Below are 18,451 nucleotides of genomic sequence, written 5' to 3'. Positions count from 1 at the left end.
ATGCGGACCGAGAGGGGCGGTCGCAGTAAGGCTCACTCGTTGATCACTTTCATCGGCGTGAGCGTACTGTCCGGTGCACTGGCGGCCGGACTGGCGATCCCCTTCGCCGGATTCGCCGGACAGGGCAGCGAGCAGGTGGCCAAGTCGGTGCAGGATCTGCCGCGGGAGCTCGTGGTCGATCCGGTGGCGGTGCGGAGCCGGATCCTCGCCTCGGACGGCAGCCTGATCGCGACGCTGTACGAGCAGAACCGCGTCCCGGTGCCGCTGAGCCGGATCAGCCCGATCATGCGCCGGGCGATCGTCGCGATCGAGGACTCGCGGTTCTACGACCACGGGGCCCTGGACGCGAAGGGCACGATCCGGGCGATGGTCCGCAACCAGACCGAGGGCGAGGTCCAGCAGGGCGGGTCGAGCATCACCCAGCAGTACGTGAAGCTCAGCCTGGTCGAGAAGGCCAAGACCGCCGAGGAACGCCAGCGGGCCACCGCGGTCACCTACCAGCGCAAGCTGACCGAGCTTCGGTACGCGATCGCGATCGAGAGCCAGCTGTCCAAGGACGAGATCCTGGAGCGGTACCTGAACCTGGTGAACTTCGGCGACGGCGCGTACGGCGTCCAGGCCGCGGCACAGCATTACTTCCGGACCACGGCCGACAAGCTGACCCTGTCCCAGGCCGCGATGCTGGCCGGCCTGGTGAAGAACCCGACCGGCTACGACCCGACCAATGACCTGGCGCGCGCGAGAGCGCGGCGCGACGTCGTGCTGAAGCGGATGCTCGAGCTCAAGGTGATCTCGCTGCGCCAGACCAACGAGGCACTCAAGACCCCGGTGATCAACCTGAAGCGGGTCCTGCCGGTTCCGAACGGCTGCGCCAGCTCCCGCTACCCCTTCTACTGCGAGTACGTCGTCTCCAAGCTGCTGGACAACCCCGCACTCGGCGTGACGGTCAAGGACCGCGACCACTACCTGAAGACCGGCGGGCTGCTGATCCGGACCTCGATCGACCCGCGGATCCAGCGGGCCGCGCAGAAGTCGATCAGCGCGCACAGCAAGTCGACCGACACCGCGATCGCGGCGATCACGATCGTCCAGCCGGGCAGCGGCCTGGTGAAGGCGATGGTGCAGAGCAAGCCGTACGGCAACGGCCGTAACCACACGAACTACAACTACAACGTCGAGAAGTCCTATGCCGGCGGGTTCGGCGGGTTCCAGAACGGCTCGACGATGAAGGCGTTCACGATCGCGGCGGCGATCCAGAAAGGCGTGCCGCTGAACTACCGGATCAACTCCCCGCAGCAGATCAACCTGAGCGGGAAGCGGTTCCGCACCTGCTCGGGCTGGACCCGGGACCCGGACTACACCCCGCAGAACTCGACCCGCGGCGGCAACCTCACGATGGTCGACGCGGCGCGGTTCTCGACCAACACCTACTTCCTGCAGTTGTCGCAGCGGGTCGGGCTGTGCCCGATCGCCCGGGTCGCGACCAAGCTCGGGATGTACAACGGACAGACGCTGCATCCGCTCGACCAGGTCATCTCGATGACGCTCGGCGTCGGCTATGTGACCCCGCTGATGCTGTCGAACGCCTACGCGACGTTCGCGGCCCGCGGCAAGTACTGCAAGCCGCTGGTCGTCGTCTCCGTGCGGGACAAGGCCGGCAAGTACATCGACACGCCGCAGATCGACTGCAACCAGGCGCTCTCCCCGCAGGTCGCCGACGGCGTCAACCGGGTGCTCAGTGCGGTGATGGAGCCTGGCGGCACCGGCGGCCGGCTGAACTTCGGCAACTGGGACCTGGCCGGCAAGACCGGCACGATCCAGGACAACCTCGCCGTCTGGTACGCCGGTTACGCGCCGAACCTGGCCGGCGCCGCGGTTGTGGCGGACGCGAACCTGCCGTACACGAACCTGATGTACGGCCACACCCTCGACGGCCGGGACATCTCCGACCCGACCGGCTCCGGCACCGCCGGGCCGCTGTGGCAGACCGCGATGGAAGGCGCCTTGAAGGGCATGCCGCTGCGCCACTTCACGGCGCCACCGCGCAAGATGCTAGGCGCCCCCCAGCCGGCGGGTCAGAACGGGGGTCCGGACAGCAACGGGAACGGGAACGGCAACGGCAACGGCAACGGCAACGGCAACGGGAACGGGAACGGCGGGCGCCGCTAGCCCTCGTGGTGGTGCTTGCTGCTGGGGGCGACGTCGAGCGCCGGGTTGCGGTCGAAGAAGCCGAAGGGCTTCAGCCAGAAGGCGATCGTGTCCACCGGCATCACCGGCCAGTCCTCGACCCGGGTGACGTGGTGGATGCCGAACACGTACCAGAGCACGACGTCGGTGTTCTCCAGCGCTTCGTCGTCCGCGATCCAGCGGGTCATCCCGCCGTCGACCGCCGACTGAGTCGGGTAGTCGCCGCACGGCCAGCGTTCCTCGTCGTGCTGCCGGGTCACCCACAGCGTGTGCCCGATCACCGGTGCCCTCAGGTACTGCGGCGTACCGGGGTCCATCAGTGCCGGGATCGACGCGCTCGGGATCAGTTTGTACGCCGGATTGGTGCCGACGGCGTTCACGCGGTTCGGGTTGACCACCTTCCAGGTGCGCTGGGCCGCCCAGTCGAAGTCGCGGGCGGCCTCGGACTCGGACCGGATCGGGGTCGCCTCGGTGACGACGGCCAGCCCGTAGGGGTTGTCCTCCGACATCGGTAGGGCGTGGGAGTCGACCTCCTGCACGGTGTTCGCGTCGCCGTCCACGTCGAGGTCGAGCCGCGCGACCAGGAAGTGCTGGTGGAACGGCGCGTACGTCTGCTGGTCGACGACCGTGCCGGTGGCCGGCGGCGTACCGTCCGCGGCGAACGGCGTGGTGACCATCAGCCCGGTCGCCCGGACCTCGCACTCGATGCTGCCGTCCTGATAGAAGCGCCAGTAGATCAGGTACTCGTAGTTCGCCACGGTCGCGTGACACGACACGACCATCCGGCGCATCCGCCGTACCTCGGCACCGGTCGTGTGGTCGACGTGCTTCCACAAGATGGCGTTGTCCTCCTCGTGCAGGCAGATCGCGTTCTTGATCGTGACCGGCTCACCGTGGGTGTCGTGCAGTACGGCGTCCAGGTAGACGATCTCGCCGAGGCAGTCGCAGCCGAGTTCGAGCGAGGTGGTCATGAAACCGAGACCCCACTCGCCGATGTCGAACGCCGTACGCCGGTAATGGTCGAAGGACGCGTCCCGGTACGGGACCACCATCTCGGCGAACGACATCCGGTAGGCGATGTCCCGAGTGGTGCCGTGATCGTCGTACGTGAGCTGGTGGATCACCAGGCCCTCGCGGTGGTTGAAGCCCAGCCGCATGGTCCAGTTCTGCCACTTCAGCTCGGTGCCGTCGACGGTGAACGAGACGCCCTCGGGCTGGGTGACGTGCAGCGGCTTGAGGTCGGTGCGGAGTACGCCGGTCCACGGTCCGGGCGCGTACTCCGCGTCGACCTCGGGCTGCCCGTGGTCGTGGTCGTTCTCGAGTTCGAGCAACTCCAGCGTGTTCATGTCGACGACGACCTTGAGGCCCGACACCGGGTGGGCGTACGGGTTGCCGTCGGGCGTCTCGCGGTACCAGATGTCGCACCAGCCGAGCCGCCGGTCGCGGTACTTCTCCGGCATCAGCGCCTTGCCGTACGTCCAGACCTCGATCATCACCAGCGACAGGTCGGTGATGTCGCGCTCGGCCAGGGCCGCGATCACGTCCGGATGGGCTCGCATCGCCTCGTCGACCTCGTGGTACTCGTCGCCGGCGAAGTTGGGGGTGACGCCGGGGACGTGGATCCACGACACCACCCGATCGCCGGTCAGATCGACGACGCCTTCCCAGGTCTGGTTGTCGGCCCGGTTCCACAGGACGGCGAACGCGGTCCGCGCTACCGGGTCGCCGGGACGCCAAGCGCGGACCGCCGACTTGGCCGGCTCCAGCAGCTCGATCGCCGCGAACCGCCAGGACCCGCCGAGTTCCCGGTCCCTGCGCAGGATCGCAGCGGTCTGCCGGAACTCGTCCTCGTCCAGCGGTTCGAGCGGATGGGTCGCCATCAGTCCACGTCCCGGGCCATCAGGTCGTCCCAGGACTCTCGTCGTACGACGAGCCGGGCTCGGCCGCCGGTTGCGAAGACCACCGGGATCCGGCGATTGCCGTTGTAGTTGTTCGCCATCGTGTAGCAGTACGCCCCCGTCGCCGGGACGGCGAGCAGGTCGCCCACAGCCGGCTCCGCCAGCGGGACGCCGTCGACCAGGACGTCGCCGCTCTCGCAGTGCCGCCCGACCACGGTCACGGTCTCCAGCCCGGGACCCTCGAACCGTCCGACGATGCCGGCCTCGAACCGCTGCTCGAACAACGCGACCTCCAGGTTGTCGCCCATCCCGCCGTCCACCGCGACGAAGGTGATCGCACCGCGCTTGACCGTGGTGACCCGGTAGATCGTGGTCGCCGCCGTACAGGCCATGCTGCGTCCAGGTTCGATGATGAGGTGCGCGGATGCGGGCAGGTGCTGCTTCGCCGCGCCGATCAGAGCATCGAGGTACGCCGCCACAGTGGGCGGCTCGTCGGACCAGGTGTAGCGGGAGCCGAGGCCGCCGCCCAGGTCGTACACCTCGAACTCGCCGAGTCGCGCGAGCGGCTCCACCGACTCCGCGAACGGCTCGACATCGAGGATCTGCGAGCCGACGTGGGCGTGCAGACCGCGCATCCGCAGCCGTGGGCTGTGTTCGATGCGCTGGATCAGCCGAGCCGCGTCGGGTGGGGCGAGGCCGAACTTCGAGCCCTCGTGGCCGGTCAGCACATGGCTGTGGGTATCGGCGGTGACACCGGGGATGATGCGTACCAACACGTCCTGGGTGCGGCCGGTCGCTTCCAGCCGGTCGACGTCGTCGGCGTTGTCGACCACGACCAGACCGATGCCGTGTTCGACCGCCAGCGCGATCTCCTCGTCGCTCTTGGCGTTGCCGTGCAGGACGATCAGACCGGGATCGGCACCGGCTTTCAGTGCAGTGAGGATCTCGCCACCGCCGGCGACGTCCAGGCCGAGCCCTTCCTCGACCATGACCCGCTGGACCGCCGTACAGGGGAAGGCTTTGGAGGCGAAGACCACGCGGGAGTCCGGCCAGCGGGCGGACAGCTCTTCGCGGTACTCGCGGGCGCGGGAGCGGAGGGCGTCCTCGGCGACGACCAGGACCGGCGTACCGAACGCGGCGGCCAGGTCGTCCGCACGGCAGCCACCGACGACCAGCATGCCGTCGCCGGCCAGGCCGCTGCCGGCCGGGAAGAGCGAGAGCAGGTCGCTCCGGTCGGCCTGGTGCATGGTCAGTTCTCAGCGGCGCGTCCGGCCAGCTCCTCGGCCCGGCTGCGCGGTACGACGATGACCGGGACGGGGGAGTGCCGCAGGATCTTGGTCGCCCGCGAGCCGAGGAACACCCGCGCGACCGGCCCGAGCTCGCTCGACCCGACCACGAGGATGTCGCCGGGCTCCCAGCCGACGTCGTCGATCGCCTCGGCCCAGTTCGCACCGGAGCCGATCACCGTCTCGACCGCTCGCGGCCCGTGCGGCAGATGTTTCACCTTGGTCAGCGTGGCGGTGACGGTCTTCTCCACCTCTGCCCGCCACTCGTCCATCACCAGGTCCTCGGAATCGGTGCCGAGCCGGGTGGTGTAGGCCGGACGGGACCACACCGCGAACGTGGCGATCCGCAGCGAAGCACCCGCGTCGGCGCTGATCGCTGCCGCAGCGAGGACCAGCTCCTCCGCGCTCTCAGTGCCGCCGAAGGCCGCGGTCACCCGCTGGACGCTGGCATCCCCCGGGCAGCGGAATCCCCGGGTGGCCAGGGCGATCGAGACATGCGAGCTGTGCAGCAGCCGGTCCGTAACGCTGCCGAGCGAGATGTGGCCGAACGCGCCGGCCGACGACGACCCGAGCACGATCAGACGGGCGTCGTTCTGCGCGGCCACCTCGAGCAGACCCGCCGGCGCTGACCGAGCGCTGTACCGGACGTACGTCGCCGGCACGTCATCCGGCAGGTAGTTCCGGGCCCGCTCGAGCGCCTGGTCCGCGGTCTGCGTGAGGTAGTTCTGGTACTCCGCGTCCACTCGCGCCATCCCCGGCGTCCACGGAGCCGGTACGACGGTGCAGACGATCAGGTCGTCGTGCGTGGACCGGGCCAGCATCGCCGCGAGGTGGAGCGCCGCCTTCCCACGCTCGTCGGAGGCGTAGCCGACGATCATCGTCATGGCGTCGGCCCGTCGTCGTCGCGGATCAACCCGACGTGCTCGTGCCTGCCGAGATGCGAGTGCTTGAAGCCGTAGATGAAGTACCACGCCAGTGCTACCGCGAGCCAGATCAGGAACACCCAGATGGTGACCGCACGCAGGTCCTTGATGATCCACAGACAGCCGAGGATCGACAGGATCGGTGTGACCGGATAGCCCGGCACCTTGAATCCGCGCGGCAGCTCGGGATGAGTCCGCCGCAGCACCATCACCCCGATCGACACGACCAGGAACGCGACCAGGGTGCCGATGCTGGTCATCTCGGCCAGGAAGTTGATCGGGATCAGCCCGGCCAGCAAGGCGATCAGCACCGCCACGATGATGGTGTTCGGCACCGGCGTGTGGGTGCGTGGGTTCACCTTGTGGAACAGCTCCGGGATCATCCCGTCGCGGGACATCGCGAACAGGATCCGGGTCTGGCCGTAGATCACGATCAACGTGACGCTGAAGATCGAGATCACCGCGCCGGCCGCGAGTACGGTGGCGGGCCAGGTCTGTCCGGTCACGTTCTCCAGGATCGCCGACAGACCGGCTTCCTGGTTCTCGAATTCGCCGGACGGCTGCGCGGCGACCGCGACCAGGGTGACCAGGATGTAGAGCGTGGTGACCGTGACGAGCGCGATCAGGATCGCCAGGGGCATCGTCCGCCGTGGGTTCTTCACTTCCTCGCCCGCGGTCGAGACGGCGTCCAGACCGATGTAGGAGAAGAAGATGATGCCGGCCGCGGAGGTGATCCCACTGATCCCGAAGGGGGCGAAGTCCGACAGGTTGTTCGCGTCCCAGCCCTGCAGCCCGAGCACGATGAACAGCACCAGGACACCGATCTTGATACACACCATGACGGCGTTCGTCGTGGCCGACTCGCTCGCGCCGCGGATCAGCAGCAGGGTGCAGAGCCCTACCAGGATCACCGCGGGCAGGTTGAACACACCGCCCTGCTCCGGCGCCTGCGACAGGCTGTCCGGGATGGTGAAGCCGAAGAGGTTGTCGAACAGTTCGTTCAGGTACTGCGACCAGCCGACGGCCACGGCGGCCGCGGACACGCCGTACTCCAGCAGCAGGCAGGCGGCGACCCCGATCGCCGGCAGCTCACCGAGCGTCGCGTAGGCGTACGAGTACGACGATCCCGACACCGGGACGGCGCTGGCGAGCTCGGCGTAACAGATCGCGGTCAGTCCGGCGACCACACCGGCGATCACGAACGACCAGATCACCGCCGGTCCGGCGACCGGCACCGCCTGGGCCAGGACGAAGAAGATGCCGGTGCCGATGGTGGCACCGATGCCGAACATGGAGAGCTGAAACAAGCCGATCGTCCGGGCGAGTTCGCTCTTCCCGGTGTCGGTGCCGCTCTCCTGCGCCATCTCCGGCACCGGCTTGCGGCGGAACAGTTGCCGCACCGTCATCGCCATGATGCCCTCCCCTCGAGGGAGGTCTCCCCACCCCCAATTCGGAGTGTGGCACCCGGAATTCGCCGACGGAACAGGTCAGCCGGGCTCGGGCCGGTCACGCAACAGCGGGTGGGCGGGATCCCACCGCGTGCCGTCGCGTTCGTCCTGGCGCTTGCGAGCGATCGCCGACACCGCCTCGAGCACCACGCGATTCGCCAGCGCCGCGGTGATGTCGGCGTGATCGTACGGCGGACTCACCTCGACCACGTCCATCCCGGCCACGGGCAGTTCGAGGCAGATCCGGCGTACCGCGTCGAGCAACTGACGAGCGGTCAGGCCGCCGGGCTCGGGGGTCCCGGTTCCCGGCGCGTGGCCGGGGTCGCAGACGTCGATGTCGACGGACAGGAAGACGCCGTCGCACTCGTCGGTGGCGATCACGAACGCCTCTGTCAGGCACTCGTCCAGGCCACGATGCACGATCTCGGTCATCTCGTAGGAGCGCATCCGCTGCTCGGCCATCCAGTCCAGCGTGTCCGGCGGCGGCCAGTACCCGCGCAACCCGATCTGCAGGAAGCGATCCCCGCGCAACGCACCGGACTCGATCAGCCGGCGCATCGGCTGGCCGTGACCCCACAGCGAACCGAACTCGATGTCGCCGGTGTCGGCGTGCGCGTCGAAGTGCAGCATCGACACCCGGCCGTGGCCAAGCACGTTCGCGACACCCTTGGCGTCCGGGAACGCGATCGAGTGGTCGCCGCCGAGGACGACCGGGATCGCACCCGAGCGGGTCACCTTCTCGACCGCCGCCTCGAGCGCGGGCAGCGCGACCTCGATGTCGCCGGAGTACATCTCGACGTCACCGGCGTCGACGACGTTCAGCTCGACCAGACCGTCGGTGCGCAACGCGAGACTCGGCCGCGATCCGTCGTGGCCCAGGTAGTCCCGCATCCGGATCGCCATCGGCCCGAACCGGGCACCCGGCCGATGCGACGTACCTCCGTCGAACGGTGCACCGAGAATCACCACCTGCGCATCCGCGTACGACGCCGGGTCGTCCAGATCACAAGCCGGCACCCCGAGAAACGTGAAGTCCGGCCCGAACTGCTGCCCGTAGCGGGTCATGCTCGGAGTCTGGCATCCAGCCACCACATGTCAACCGAACGGCGACGTAGTCTGGCGGCCGTGAATCTACTCGTCGTGCAGCCGGACGAACTCTGCCCGCCGGGCCATCTCACCGACTGGTTGTCACCGTTTCGGGTCTGCCGCGCGTACGGCGGTGATCCCGTGCCGAAGAACGCGGACGGGATCTCCGGATTGATCGTGCTTGGTGGTCTGCCCGGCGTCCACGACGCGGATCGGGTGCCGTGGCTGACTCCGATCAAGAGGCTCCTCGCCGACGCGGTGCGACAGGAGGTGCCGACGCTCGGCATCTGCCTCGGGCACCAGTTGCTCGCCGACGCCTTGGGCGGCAAGGTGATCTCCCGGCCGCACGGCCAGAACTCCCGCGTGCTCCGGCCGGTCTGGACCCCCGAAGCCGCCATGGATCCAGTGCTCGGTCCAGTGCTCGATCCAGGGCTCGACCCAGGGCTCGATCCAGGGCTCGATCCAGGGCCGGCCCGACCGCCCGCGGTGGCGTGGAACGCGGACACCGTGGCCGTGCCGCCACCCGGCGCGATCGAACTGGCCGGAAGCGATGACGGCGACTTGCTGGCGTTCCGGATCGGTCGATCGGCGTGGGGCGTTCAGTGGCACCCGGAGGCGTCGTACGGGATCGTCAAGGGGTGGTACGAGGCGCAGTGCAGGGCCGGCACCGCTCGTCCGGAGATGGAGCGCGGGCTGGCCGAGATCCGCGCGGCCGAGACCGAGATGTACGCCGCATGGCGTCCGCTCGCTCTCGCCTTCGCCGCCCTGGCCAGCGGTTCGCGCGAGCCGGCCTGCTGACACACCGATCGGCTACCTCAAGCAGCGGGAAACGACCTCCAGCAAACGATCGTGGGTTGCGGTGTCCGCTGCGACGACCAGGCCTGGGCCGGTGTGCACCGGTTGCCCGCGGAAGTCGGTGACGACGCAGCCGGCCGCCTGGCACAGCTGGATGCCGGCGGTGAAGTGCACGCTGTCGACCAGCGAGCCGTTGGTGATGTAGCCGGCCCGGCGACCCACAGCCACCCAGGCGAGCGCGAGGGTGGTCGACGACACCCGAAGCCCGAAGGTCGCCAGGAGGGTCGGGTCGGTCAGGATCCGGGCGCCGAGGAGGTCGCTCCCGGGCGGATCGTCGACATCGACGTCGACCAGGAGCGAGGTCGCCGACGGTGTGGCCGGCGAGTCGGCACCGTCGCGGCGCACCGCGGCGGTCGTCCCGTCGGTCCAGAACACCTCACCGGTGAGCGGCTGCGCGACGGCGGCGACACCCGGTCCCTGGAGGGCGACGTTCACCGAGAACAGCGGTGTCTCGGCGGCGAAGTTGAGGGTGCCACAGAGCGGATCCACCAACCAGGTCCGGGCCGCCCGACCGTCGGCGCCGTACTCCTCGCCGATCACCGCGTCGCCGGGCCGCGCGGTGCGCAGGACGTCGAGGATCGCCCGCTCCGCCTCGAGATCCGCCTCGGTGGCGAAGTCGGTGGGCGACTTGTCGTACCTGGCCAGCGGTACGCCGTACTTGGCGCGGACGACCGCGGCGCCGGCCTCGGCGGCCCGGATCGCCACCTCCGCGTCGGTCTGAGTGCTCATGCCGACCATCCAACCCGACTGCCTACAACGGGCGGAGGTCGGTGCCGGGGATCCAGGTGATGTGGCCGTCCTTGTCGCAGACCCGGCCGAGCCACTCGCCGTTGTCGCGGATCCAGACGTCGAGCTCGCCGTCCTGCCACTCGGCGCGCTGGACCGGTTGGGCCGGGTCCACCCGCCGTACGGCGTCCGCCGGACGTGGGCCGTGAGCGTCGTACTGGACGTCGAGATCGCTGGCTATCCGGTGGGCCTCCGTCTCGCTGTCGATACCCATCGCACGCCACCCGTTGACCGCACCGTCCCAGACGCCGAATCCGTTCGATCCGTCGTCGGCCGGGCGAACCGTGAACCGACCAAGCATGTTTTCAGATTACCGCCTCTTCGAACATATGTTCTAGTCTTGATCCTGACAGGAGGTGTGTGTGATGGGCTACAACAATCCGCCGATCAAGTGGTCGGAGCTGGAGCGGAAGCTGTCGGACCGGTCCCGGCCGGGCAGCCACGGCGGGCGGCCGGTGACGGGCGACGGCGGCGACAGCCCGGCGTGGTCGCAGCACCGCGGTCCGTATGTGCCTGACACCGTCCGTCGCCCGGAGCACGCGGTGCCTTACGCGGAGCTTCACGCGCATTCCAACTTCTCCTTCCTGGACGGTGCTTCCCAGCCGGAGGACCTGGTCGAGGCCGCGGTCCGGCAGGGGCTGCACGCGCTGGCGCTGACCGATCACGACGGGTTCTACGGCGCGGCCCGGTTCGCCGAGGCGGCAGCGGCGTACACCATGCCGACCGTGTTCGGAGCGGAGCTGTCGCTCGGCCTGACCGGCCCGCAGAACGGCGTGGCCGATCCCGAGGGCAGTCACCTGCTGGTGCTGGCGGAGGGACAGGAGGGCTATCACAAGCTGGCCGGCGAGATCACCGAGGCACAACTGGCCGGCGGTGAGAAGGGCAAGCCGGTCTACGACCTGGAGAGGCTGGCCGCGGAGGGGCGTGACCACTGGCTGATCCTGACCGGCTGCCGCAAGGGGCTGGTCCGGCAGGCGCTGGAGCTCGGCGGGCACGCCGACGGCCCGGCCGCCGCGGGGCGTGAGCTGGACCGGCTGACCGGTTTGTTCGGCAAGGACCGGGTGGTGGTCGAGTTGATCGACCACCACCTTCCGGCCGACACGACCCGGAACCGGATCCTGGCCGGGCTTGCGGCCGACCGCGGCCTCCCGGTAGTTGCCACGAACAACGTTCACTACGCCACCCCGGCGCAGCACAAGCTGGCCGCCGCGCTGGCCGCGGTCCGGGCCCGGCGGGACCTGGACACGATGGACGGCTGGCTGCCGCCGAGCGGGATGGCGTTCCTGCGCTCGGGGGAGGAGATGGCGTTCCGGTTCCGCCGGTACGACGGGGCCGTGGCGCGATCGGTGACACTGGCCGACCAGCTCGCCTTCGACCTGGCCCGGGCGAAACCCAAGCTGCCGCTGCGCGACGTACCGGAGGGGGAGACGCCGATGTCGTGGTTGCGGCACCTCACCTTCGACGGCGCCGCCAAGCGGTACGGGACCCGCGGGCAGCGGCCGGACGCCTACGAGCGGCTGGAGCGTGAGCTGGCGGTCATCGAGGAGAAGGAGTTCCCGGGGTACTTCCTGATCGTCGAGGACATCGTCCGGTACGCGCACGACAACGGCATCCTCTGCCAGGGCCGTGGCTCGGCGGCGAACTCGGCGGTCTGCTATGCGCTCGGGATCACCGCGGTGGACAGCATCCTCTACGACCTGCCGTTCGAGCGCTTCCTGGCCACCACCCGGACCGAGGAGCCGGACATCGACGTCGATTTCGACTCCGACCGCCGCGAGGAGGTGATCCAGCACGTCTACCGCAAGTACGGGCGCCGCAACGCCGCCCAGGTGGCGAACGTGATCTCGTACCGGCCGAAGTCCGCCGTCCGGGACATGGCCAAGGCACTGGGGTACTCGGTCGGTCAGCAGGACGCCTGGTCGAAGCAGGTGGACGGCTGGAGCCCGGAGATCACCTCGACCGAGCACGACATCCCGCCGAAGGTGGTGGCGATGGCGACCGAGCTGCTGAAGTTCCCGCGGCACCTGGGCATCCACTCCGGCGGGATGGTGCTGACCGAGCGGCCGGTGGGGGAGGTGGTGCCGATCGAGCACGCCCGGATGGAGAACCGCACGGTCCTGCAGTGGGACAAGGACGACTGCGCGTGGATGGGGCTGGTGAAGTTCGACCTGCTCGGGCTGGGGATGCTGGCCGCGTTGCAGTACTGCATGGAGCTGGTCCGCGAGCACATCGGTGAGTCGTGGCTGCTGCACACGATCCCCAAGGAGGAGGCGGGCGTCTACGACCAGCTGTGCCGCGCGGACTCGGTGGGCGTGTTCCAGGTCGAGTCGCGGGCGCAGATGGCGACGCTGCCGCGGCTGAAGCCGCGCCGGTTCTACGACCTGGTCACCGAGATCGCGCTGATCCGGCCCGGCCCGATCCAGGGTGGCGCGGTCCATCCGTACATCCGCCGCCGGACCGGTGAGGAGCCGATCACCTACCTGCACCCGAAGCTGCGGCCGGTGCTGGAGCGGACCATGGGCGTGCCGCTGTTCCAGGAGCAGTTGATGCAGATGGCGATGGCGGTCGGCGAGATCGACGGCGACGAGGCCGACCTGCTGCGCCGGGCGATGGGGTCCAAGCGCGGCATCGAGAAGATCTCGTCGCTGAAGGACAAGCTGTACGCCGGGATGGCGCGCAACGGGATCACCGGTGACCTGGCCGACGAGATCTACGACAAGATCGAGGCCTTCGCGAACTTCGGGTTCGCCGAGTCCCACTCGATCAGCTTCGCCCTGCTGGTCTACTCCAGCACGTGGCTGCGGCTGCACTACCCGGCCGCGTTCCTGGCCGCTCTGCTGCGGGCCCAGCCGATGGGTTTCTACTCACCCCAGTCCCTGGTCGCCGACGCCCGCCGCCACGGCGTCGAGGTACGCCGTCCGCACCTGCACCTGTCGGGGGTCGACGCCGGGCTCGAGCAACTGGTCGACGGTCAGGAGCTCACCGGCCCGACGGGATCGGACGCCTGTCTGAAGGATCCGCAGCCGCTGGTCGGCCCGTTCGATCCGACGGCGCCGTCCGACACCACCGGGCACCGCCGCGACGGCGTGTTCTCGGTCCGGCTCGGATTGTCCGAGGTGCGCACGATCGGCGACAAGGGCGCGAAGCTGATCGTCGAGGAACGCGAGCGCGGTGGGCCTTTCACGGAGATGGCCGACCTCGTCCGGCGGACCGGGATCACCGCCGCGCAGGTCGAGGCGCTCGCCACGGCCGGGGCGTTCGACTGCTTCGGCCTCGATCGCCGGCAGGCGTTGTGGGAGGCCGGTCGTGCCGCCGAGGAGCGGCCGGGCCAGCTCGCCGGGATCACCGCCGCCGGACCCCCGCCGACCCTGCCCGGGATGAGCGACATCGAGGCCGACATGGCGGATCTGTGGTCCACCTCGATCACCACCACCAGTCACCCGATGCAGCGCGTCCGGGAGCGTCTCCGTGCCGAGGGCATCCTGTCCGCGGCCCAGCTCCGTGAAGTCCCGAACGGCGCCCGGGTCCGGGTCGCCGGCGTGGTCACCCATCGCCAGCGCCCGGCGACCGCCTCCGGTGTCACCTTCATGAACCTCGAGGACGAGACCGGCATGGCCAACATCGTCATCACCGTCGGCTGCTGGCACCGCCACGCCACCGTCGCCCGCACCGCCGGAGCCCTCATCATCCGAGGCCGCGTAGAACGAGCCGGCGAAGTCACCAACCTCTCCGCCGACCACCTCCAACGCCTCCCCCTGGCCGCCAAAACCCCCTCCCGCGACTTCCGCTGACCTGCTCCGCACCCCGGCGTACGGCGGGCTCAGCGTTCGGTCGGCGGGCCGGCGGTGATTCGGGTGTGGACCTGGTGCATGCGCTCGGGGGAGTGGTGGGGCATCTCCCAGCGGGTTTCCAGCCACCAGGTGGCTCCTGCGTCGGCCCAGGGCTTGACCAGGGCGGACGCCTCGGCCGGGTTGTCGGCCGGGGTTTCGCCTTCGGCGATGACGTCCAGGTCTGGTGAGCCGCCTTGGGCGGTGAGCCAGGAGCGGACTTGCCGCAGTCCGTCTGCCGAGTCCTGGCCTGACTGGAACTGCGGCAGTACGCCGTCGCAGCGCAGGACGCGGCGCATCGACTTGGGTCTCGGCCAGACGCCGACGACCCAAATCGGGATCCGCTCCTGCACCGGCCGTCCGACCTGCGCGAGGTCGTCGCGGGCGCACTCGTAGTCGTAGTGCTCACCGTGATAGGTGGATCGCCCGGCCCAGAGTTCGCGGATCAGGTCGATGCCCTCGTCCATCATGGCCGCCCGGGTCCGCAGGTCCAGCTCCTCGCCGGTTCGTGGCAGGTCGGTCTCGACGGCGCCGACCCCGACCGCCAGGGTCGCGCGGCCCGATGACACCTGGTCCAGCGTGGCGACCTGGCTCGCGACCTTCCACGGCCGTCGCCACGGCAGCGGCGTCAGCATCGTGCCGAGCCGGATCCGGCTCGTCCTGGCCGCCATCGCTGTCAGCAGCCCCCACGCATCGACTCCGTACGCCGCCTCCCAGACGAACACCCCGTCCCAGCCGGCCGCCTCCGCGGCGACTGCCTGCTCAAGCTGCTCGACCGCTGACCCACCCGGAAGAATCAGTCCGTATCTCATCCCCCCTTCCTACCCGCCACCACCGACAGGGCGCGGCCCGTTGTATTACCCGCGGACTCGTGGGCTCCTAGGTAGTGGGGGCTGTGATGGAGGGGGTAGCCATGCCGTTGAAGACGTACGGCGTACTGGTCGGCCGGGCGGTCGGCGTACGCCGGGAAGGTGATTCGGACACGCCGCACTACCAGATCCGGCTGGTGGACGACGCCAGGGTGGACTACCGGATCGCGGTGAATGTGAAGTCGAAGGAGTTCCCGTCGGAGTTGCTCTACCGGGTCGACGAGGACTTCCGGCATCCGGTCACCGCACAGTTGACCGGACTGACCCGGGGCTGGCATCGGCTCGACACGGGTGCGGCCGGGGTGAACCTGGACTACGTACGGCAGACGTTGTTCGATCGCACCCTGCTGCGACCGCTGCCGGCCGAGGTCGAGGGGCCGGGCAACGATCTGGCCGACCTGCTGGACGATCAGGTGCAGCGGGCGATCCGCGAGCCGGCCGCGGTCGTGTACGCGTTCGGCGAGCGCTGGGGTCCGGAGGACGGCGTACCGGACAAGGTCTTCGGCTTCCGGCCGGGAAACGGCGTACATGACATCCACATGAACCAGGGCAACGTCGGTGCCTTCCGCAAGGACGACGGGGTCTGGCAAGACGGCGCGATCATCATCGGGCTTCCGGACCAGCAACGCTGGGTCGGCATCTTCCTGGCGTTCCAGAGCCAGTCGTGGCACACCGACGACAAGACCGGTCACACTCTCGTCGACGCGCCGGTGGCGGAGTTCGGCGCCGAGGCGGTCCAGATCGTCGCTGCGTTGATCAACCCGGTCGGCCCTGCGCCTGAAGCCGAGACGGTCACCCTGCTGAACGCATCGCCGGACGCCGTCGACCTGACCGGCTGGCATCTCGTCGATCGCGCACTCCACGTCGGCCCGGTTCCGGCGGGTGTGCTGGCACCCGGTGCCTCGCTCCTCGTCCACCTCCCGTCCACTGTCCAGCTGGGCAACAAGGGTGGTGAGATCACCTTGCTGAACAGTGCCGGCCTCAAGGTCCACGGCGTCGCGTACACCGCGGCCCAGGCACAGCGCTCCGGCTGGAGCGTCGTCTTCTGAGCCTGAATGCTTCAGCCTGAAAGCTCTGGGCCTGAAAGCGCTTTGAAAGGGCGGGCGGCTTGGCTGGGCGACGGCAGCAGGTAACGACGGAGCGCTTGGAGGGCAGCGATGGACGCGTCGGCGTATTTGACGTCGGTTGTCGAGCAGACGGCTACGTTCGCGGAGTGGGTGGACGGCCGGGATGCGGCGATTCCGGTGCCGACGTGTCCGAAGTGGACGTTGGCGGATCTGGTCGATCATGTGGGTGCGACGCATCGGATGGTGGCGATGCTGGTGGGTGAGCAGTTGGCCGAGCCGAGTAGGGCGTTCGCGGCTTATGTTCCGGCGCCGGCCGATTCGGGCCGGTGGGGCACCTGGATGGTCGAGGGTGCGGCCGCGGCGCAGCGGGCGGTCGCGTCGGTGGACGGTGACGCGGCGGTGTGGGATCCGTCCGGTGCCGCCTCGGGGGTGGCGTTTTGGTCGCGGCGGTTGTTCGGGGAGGCGTGTGTGCATCGTGCGGATGCGGCGGCGGCGCTCGGCCGGCGGTATGAGTTGGCGCCGGAGTCTGCGGTGGCGGCGTTGGAGGATTGGTTGGACACGATGACGTCGCGTGGCTATTGGGAGAACCGGCCGGACTTCGCCGCGGGGATGCGTGGCGATGGCCAGAGCCTGCATTTCCATGCCACTGACGCGCCCGGGGAGTGGTTGGCCCGCCGGGAGGCGGACCGGGTGGTGTTGGAGCACACCCATGCCGAGGCCGACGTCACGCTGCGTGGCCCGGCCGCGGACCTGCTTCTCGTGCTCAGCAGGCGCCGCCGGCTGGATGCGGCACCCAGCCTGGAACTGGACGGCGACAGGGCACTGCTTGATCGCTGGATCGACCACATGGACTGGGTCACCGACTGAGGGACCCTGATCTCCGTGTGAGCGAGGCGCCCAGCCGTTGACCTGGCCCGTCCCGGCGGCGATTCTCGACACATACTGCCTCCGGGGTGGGGGAGAGATGGGGCAACGCAGTCCACTGGTGACGCTCGCGGCCGCGGCCGTCGGGCTTGTCGCGCTGCTTGTCGTGAACAGCACGCAGACCACGTCCACCGGCCCAGCGTCGTCCGAGGCCGCCGTGACGAGCGCGCCGGTCACCCCGCCCAACACCGGCCGGCCGGCCGCCAGCTCGCCACCGGCCAGTCCACAGCCGACCGCCACGAAGCAGGCGGCCCCCACTCCGTCCCAACAGGTCGCCGTCGTGTACGCCGGTCATACGGCGAACCGCGAAGCGACCCTCGCCATCGCGGTGAAGGGCGGCCGGGCCGCGGCGTACGTCTGCGACGGCCGTCGCGTAGAGGCATGGCTGACCGGCACACGAACCGGCGACGCCCTCGCCCTGCGCTCCCGAGCCGGTGACCGTTTGGCCGGAAGCGTGGGCAGCGGCCAAGTCACCGGCACGGTCACGGTGCACGGCCGCACGCTGCGCTTCACGATCTCCAAGGCCGACCCACCGGCCGGCCTGTACCGGGCGAAGACCTCCGGCAACACCATCGGCTGGATCGTGCTCGCCGACGGCAGCCAGGTCGGCATCGACAACGACGGCACGCCCGCTCCCGCCCCGCCGCTCGATCCGTCCACCGGTACGTCGACCGTCGGCGGAACCGCGGTGACGGCGACGTCGGTCACCGGCGACGAGACGTTCTGAGGAGGGCCATGTCGACCGCAACGATCGGCGCGACGAGCAGGGTCGCGATCCCGCTGTCGATCGGCGCGGCGGTCGCCGTCGTCCTCGGTCTGTACGCGCGGCTGCACGAGCCGACCGGCGTCGCCGTGAACCTGGCCGGGTTCTCCAGCACGCAGTCGGTCAAGGCGTGGCTGGCATCGCTCGCGTTCGTCCTCGCCTTGGTGCAACTCGTCTCCGCCCTGGCGCTGTTCGGGCATCTCGGACCGCTCGCGGGCCGGAGCTGGATCGGACCGTTGCATCGGTGGTCGGGCCGCGCGGCCGTCGCGGCCACGCTTCCTGTGGTCGCACATTGCCTGTACGCGTTGGGATTCCAGTACGACCAGCCACGCGTGCTGATCCACTCGCTGCTCGGCTGCTTCTTCTACGGCGCGTTCGTCGCCAAGATGCTGACCCTGACCCGGACCGATACGCCCCGCTGGCTGCTGCCGGCGGTGGGCGGGGCCGTCTTCGCCGGCCTGGTCGGGCTGTGGCTGACCTCGTCGCTGTGGTTCTTCACCACGTTCGGCATCATTCGCTGAAGGGACCTGCC

15 protein-coding genes are annotated in these 18,451 nt (G+C 69.4%); 7 read left to right on the top strand and 8 right to left on the bottom strand.

The features are described 5' to 3' along the window. Entirely contained in the window at positions 1-2,169 is a 2,169-nt protein-coding gene (locus AB0I34_RS25305) for a transglycosylase domain-containing protein (protein ID WP_360449223.1), read from the top strand. On the opposite strand, the gene AB0I34_RS25300 is transcribed toward AB0I34_RS25305, so the two are convergent. The 5 genes from AB0I34_RS25300 to speB all read right to left on the bottom strand — a co-directional run bounded on the left by AB0I34_RS25300 (position 2,166) and on the right by speB (position 8,807). Then, positions 2,166-4,067: a primary-amine oxidase gene (locus tag AB0I34_RS25300; RefSeq protein WP_360449220.1), complete on the bottom strand. Its 1,902-nt coding sequence runs from the start codon at positions 4,065-4,067 to the stop codon at positions 2,166-2,168. The genes AB0I34_RS25305 and AB0I34_RS25300 overlap by 4 nt on opposite strands. Next, positions 4,067-5,332, bottom strand: coding sequence for a diaminopimelate decarboxylase (lysA, locus tag AB0I34_RS25295; protein ID WP_360449217.1), 1,266 nt, complete (start codon positions 5,330-5,332; stop codon positions 4,067-4,069). The genes AB0I34_RS25300 and lysA overlap by 1 nt, the downstream gene beginning before the upstream one ends. A 2-nt stretch (positions 5,333-5,334) precedes the next feature. Then, the gene (locus AB0I34_RS25290; RefSeq protein ID WP_360449214.1) at positions 5,335-6,255 is read right to left on the bottom strand and encodes a universal stress protein; all 921 of its coding nucleotides are present in this window, start codon (positions 6,253-6,255) and stop codon (positions 5,335-5,337) included. After that, positions 6,252-7,706 (bottom strand): amino acid permease, encoded by a 1,455-nt coding sequence (locus AB0I34_RS25285; RefSeq protein WP_360449212.1) that lies wholly within the window; start codon positions 7,704-7,706, stop codon positions 6,252-6,254. The genes AB0I34_RS25290 and AB0I34_RS25285 overlap by 4 nt, the downstream gene beginning before the upstream one ends. A 75-nt stretch (positions 7,707-7,781) precedes the next feature. Further along, positions 7,782-8,807 carry an agmatinase gene (gene speB / locus AB0I34_RS25280; RefSeq protein WP_360449210.1) on the bottom strand — a complete coding sequence of 342 codons (1,026 nt, stop codon included), beginning with the start codon at positions 8,805-8,807 and terminating at the stop codon, positions 7,782-7,784. Between the two features lie 60 nt (positions 8,808-8,867). On the opposite strand from speB, the gene AB0I34_RS25275 reads away from it, so the two are divergent. After that, complete coding sequence (locus AB0I34_RS25275; RefSeq protein WP_360449208.1) at positions 8,868-9,626, top strand: type 1 glutamine amidotransferase; 759 nt, start codon at positions 8,868-8,870, stop codon at positions 9,624-9,626. A 12-nt stretch (positions 9,627-9,638) separates the two neighbouring features. Here AB0I34_RS25275 and AB0I34_RS25270 read toward each other — a convergent pair whose 3' ends face one another. Both AB0I34_RS25270 and AB0I34_RS25265 read right to left on the bottom strand, forming a co-directional pair. After that, on the bottom strand, positions 9,639-10,412 hold the full coding sequence (locus tag AB0I34_RS25270; RefSeq protein ID WP_360449205.1) for an inositol monophosphatase family protein: 774 nt from the start codon (positions 10,410-10,412) through the stop codon (positions 9,639-9,641). Between the two features lie 22 nt (positions 10,413-10,434). Beyond that, a complete protein-coding gene (locus AB0I34_RS25265) occupies positions 10,435-10,770 on the bottom strand; it encodes a hypothetical protein (RefSeq protein WP_131353872.1) in 336 nt (111 codons plus the stop codon). Between the two features lie 64 nt (positions 10,771-10,834). Here AB0I34_RS25265 and AB0I34_RS25260 point away from each other — a divergent pair, with 64 nt between their 5' ends. Beyond that, on the top strand, positions 10,835-14,260 hold the full coding sequence (locus AB0I34_RS25260) for an error-prone DNA polymerase (protein WP_360449202.1): 3,426 nt from the start codon (positions 10,835-10,837) through the stop codon (positions 14,258-14,260). A gap of 29 nt (positions 14,261-14,289) precedes the next feature. On the opposite strand, the gene AB0I34_RS25255 is transcribed toward AB0I34_RS25260, so the two are convergent. Further along, on the bottom strand, positions 14,290-15,108 hold the full coding sequence (locus tag AB0I34_RS25255; RefSeq protein WP_360449199.1) for an LLM class flavin-dependent oxidoreductase: 819 nt from the start codon (positions 15,106-15,108) through the stop codon (positions 14,290-14,292). A gap of 101 nt (positions 15,109-15,209) precedes the next feature. On the opposite strand from AB0I34_RS25255, the gene AB0I34_RS25250 reads away from it, so the two are divergent. The 4 genes from AB0I34_RS25250 to AB0I34_RS25235 all read left to right on the top strand — a co-directional run bounded on the left by AB0I34_RS25250 (position 15,210) and on the right by AB0I34_RS25235 (position 18,440). After that, positions 15,210-16,214 carry a DUF2278 family protein gene (locus AB0I34_RS25250; protein ID WP_360449196.1) on the top strand — a complete coding sequence of 335 codons (1,005 nt, stop codon included), beginning with the start codon at positions 15,210-15,212 and terminating at the stop codon, positions 16,212-16,214. 108 nt (positions 16,215-16,322) lie between these two features. Beyond that, positions 16,323-17,099: a maleylpyruvate isomerase family mycothiol-dependent enzyme gene (locus AB0I34_RS25245; RefSeq protein ID WP_360449194.1), complete on the top strand. Its 777-nt coding sequence runs from the start codon at positions 16,323-16,325 to the stop codon at positions 17,097-17,099. A 97-nt stretch (positions 17,100-17,196) separates the two neighbouring features. Further along, positions 17,197-17,883, top strand: a complete 687-nt coding sequence (locus AB0I34_RS25240) for a hypothetical protein (RefSeq protein ID WP_360449192.1) — start codon at positions 17,197-17,199, stop codon at positions 17,881-17,883. 8 nt (positions 17,884-17,891) lie between these two features. Then, the gene (locus AB0I34_RS25235) at positions 17,892-18,440 is read left to right on the top strand and encodes a DUF6529 family protein (RefSeq protein ID WP_360449189.1); all 549 of its coding nucleotides are present in this window, start codon (positions 17,892-17,894) and stop codon (positions 18,438-18,440) included. Positions 18,441-18,451 lie beyond the last annotated feature (11 nt).

Origin of the sequence: Kribbella sp. NPDC050281, from assembly GCF_040655855.1 — a bacterium.
Classification (GTDB): Bacteria; Actinomycetota; Actinomycetes; order Propionibacteriales; family Kribbellaceae; genus Kribbella.
This window is presented reverse-complemented; position numbering and strand designations above follow the sequence as displayed.